The following is a 2,564-nucleotide window of genomic DNA, read 5'->3' on the forward strand; positions in this document are numbered from 1 at the left end:
GTTCAGCCACTGCGCCGCCGAGGAGGAACACCTCTTCCCGGTCGTCCAGCACGATGTGCCGGACGGCGGGTCACTGGTGTTCGCGAGCATCCACGTCACGGCGCGCCGCTGTCGGCGCCGGCCCGCGTGCCGCTGTTCGTACGGGCCCGCGCGCCGCCGTTCACACCGGCCCGCGTGCCGCCGCTCACGCCTTGCTGAGCCAGGCGGTGGCGTTGAGGGCGAGGGCGGCGTTGGTGCCCGCCGGGTCGTTCCAGCCGTTGAAGAGGGTGTTGCCGGACTGCCCGGTGCCGTCGTCGGCGGGCGAGCTGTCGCCCCAGACGGCGACCCGGCCGGTGCCGTAGCCGCTGGTGACGAAGAAGGCGCCGGTGGTGCCGCTGTAGCCGGTGCGGTAGACGAGGCCCTTCACCGACGGGTTGTCGGCGGGCTTGAGGGTGAAGGTGGTGCCGCTCCGCAGGATCGAGCCGGTGACGGTGCCGAAGGGGCCGTGCAGCACCGGGTCGGCGGCGTCGTTGACCGCGCGCGGGTTGTCGGTGGAGACGTTCTTGAGGTCGACCGAGAACCCGAAGGGGTCGTTGTTGTCCACCCCGTTGTTGGTGAGCAGGTCGTTGATGACCGCGGGGGAGTCCCAGCCGTCGTTGTTGCGGTCGCTCTGGGTGTGGTCGGAGATGAGGAAGAGCCCGCCGCCGTTCTGCACGAAGCGGATGATCGCGGCCTTCTCGGCGGAGCTGAACCGGATGTTCGGCTCGGGGATCACGAAGGTGTCGAAGTTGGCGAGGTCGAGGGCGGCACCGGTGCCGTAGCTGATGGTGGAGCCGGCCGGGAGGGTCTTGAGGCTGTACTGGCCGGTCCGCTGCAGGGCGACGCCCCAGGCGGAGAGGGCGCCGGTCCAGCTCTTCTCGGTGGTGGGGTTGGCGTTCTGGGCCAGCGGGTCGGGCTGGGCGGTGGAGATGATCCAGTCGGCGTTGCCGGCGGTCTCGGCCTTGCTGTTGTCGAACAGCACGCGGTGCGGGGCGGCGCTTACGGCCGCGTTCACGGCGGCGGTGGCGGTGGCCGGGGCGGTGGCCGGGGCGGTGGCGGCCGTGGGGGCGGCCGAGGCGGTGGGGGTGAGGCCGGTGAGGCCGGCCACGAACAGGGCCGGCGCGGCCAGGGCAGCAGCCCTTCGATTGCGGATCATGTGCCGTTCCTCCGTGGGGAGTTGAGGTGTCGGCGCCCGAGTATTCGCGCGTAGAACATGAGTATCCGCGCGTAGCGGGAGTGCTGAAAGGCCCCGGAGGTTACGCGCGTTTGTACGGTTCATGACGATCGTTGGGAACCCCTTCGTAATTGCACATGGGTTGCAAGTGCTCCGGTCAGGGTGGAAGATGTCCCAGCTCAGACCGCCGCCCGAAAGGACGACCACGATGACCGCCCCCCGTTGGCGTGACCGGCTCACCCGTGAGGAGTGGATCCGCCTGGCGGGCATGGGCGGCTTCATCCTCGCCCTGCACGTGATCGGCTGGTTCACCCTGCTCGCGGTCATCGCGCCCGAGCACTACGAGGTCGGCGGCCAGGTGTTCGGGGCCGGGATGGGCCTCACCGCCTACACGCTGGGCATGCGGCACGCCTTCGACGCGGACCACATCGCGGCGATCGACAACACCACCCGCAAGCTGATGGGCCAGGGCAAGCGGCCGCTCTCGGTCGGCTTCTGGTTCTCGCTGGGCCACTCGTCGATCGTCTTCGGGCTCTGCGCGCTGCTGGCCTTCGGCATCAGGTCGATCGCCGGGCAGGTCGAGTCGGACGACTCCACCCTGCACGAGACCACCGGTCTGATCGGCGTCACCGTCTCCGGGACGTTCCTGATCCTGCTCGGCCTGATCAACCTGGGAGCCTTCAGCGGCATCCTGAAGGTGTTCCGCAAGATGCGCGAGGGCGAGTTCGACGAGGCCGAGCTGGAGGCGCAGCTGGAGAAGCGCGGCCTGATGAACCGCATCCTGGGCCGGGTGACCAGGGCCGTCACCAAGTCGTGGCACATGTACCCGGTCGGCCTGCTGTTCGGCCTCGGCTTCGACACCGCGACCGAGGTGTCGCTGCTGGTCCTGGCGGGCGGCGCGGCGGCCTTCCAGCTGCCCTGGTACGCGCTGCTGGTGCTGCCGATCCTGTTCGCGGCGGGCATGAGCCTGCTGGACACCATCGACGGCTCGTTCATGAACTTCGCCTACGAGTGGGCGTTCTCCAAGCCGGTCCGGAAGATCTACTACAACCTGACCGTCACCGGCCTGTCGGTGCTGGTGGCGCTGGTCATCGGTTCGGTCGAGCTGATCGGGCTGCTCGGCGAGAAGCTGGACATCACCAGCGGTCCGGTCGCCTGGATCGGCGGGCTGGACCTCGACTTCGTCGGGTACGCCGTCGTCGGCCTGTTCGTGCTGACCTGGGCGGCGGCGATCGCGTACTGGAAGCTGGGCAGGGTCGAGGAGAAGTGGTCGGCCGGTCTGGCCGCCGCGGGCACCGAATCCGAGTAGCCGCGCAGGGCGGCGGCAGTGAGGGCCGGCGGGGGCCGGGGGGGGGCGCCCCCGCGCGCCCAA

Annotated in this window: 1 protein-coding gene and 1 pseudogene; one reads left to right on the plus strand and one right to left on the minus strand. The window is 69.9% G+C overall.

The features are described 5' to 3' along the window. Nucleotides 1-176: 176 nt before the first annotated feature. Nucleotides 177-1,174, minus strand: a pseudogene (locus ABZ885_RS39280) (hydrolase); the annotation flags it as partial. Nucleotides 1,175-1,400: 226 nt separating this feature from the next. On the opposite strand from ABZ885_RS39280, the gene ABZ885_RS39285 reads away from it, so the two are divergent. Continuing rightward, nucleotides 1,401-2,501: a HoxN/HupN/NixA family nickel/cobalt transporter gene (locus ABZ885_RS39285; protein WP_360199706.1), complete on the plus strand. Its 1,101-nt coding sequence runs from the start codon at nt 1,401-1,403 to the stop codon at nt 2,499-2,501. Nucleotides 2,502-2,564: the final 63 nt, after the last annotated feature.

It is taken from the genome of Kitasatospora sp. NPDC047058 (genome assembly GCF_040643935.1).
Taxonomy (GTDB): Bacteria; Actinomycetota; Actinomycetes; order Streptomycetales; family Streptomycetaceae; genus Kitasatospora.

What these genes read in the sequence shown, in the direction of transcription:
- ABZ885_RS39285 (WP_360199706.1), top strand. Translation starts at nt 1,401, where the DNA reads ATGACCGCCCCCCGTTGGCGTGACCGGCTCACCCGTGAGGAGTGGATC.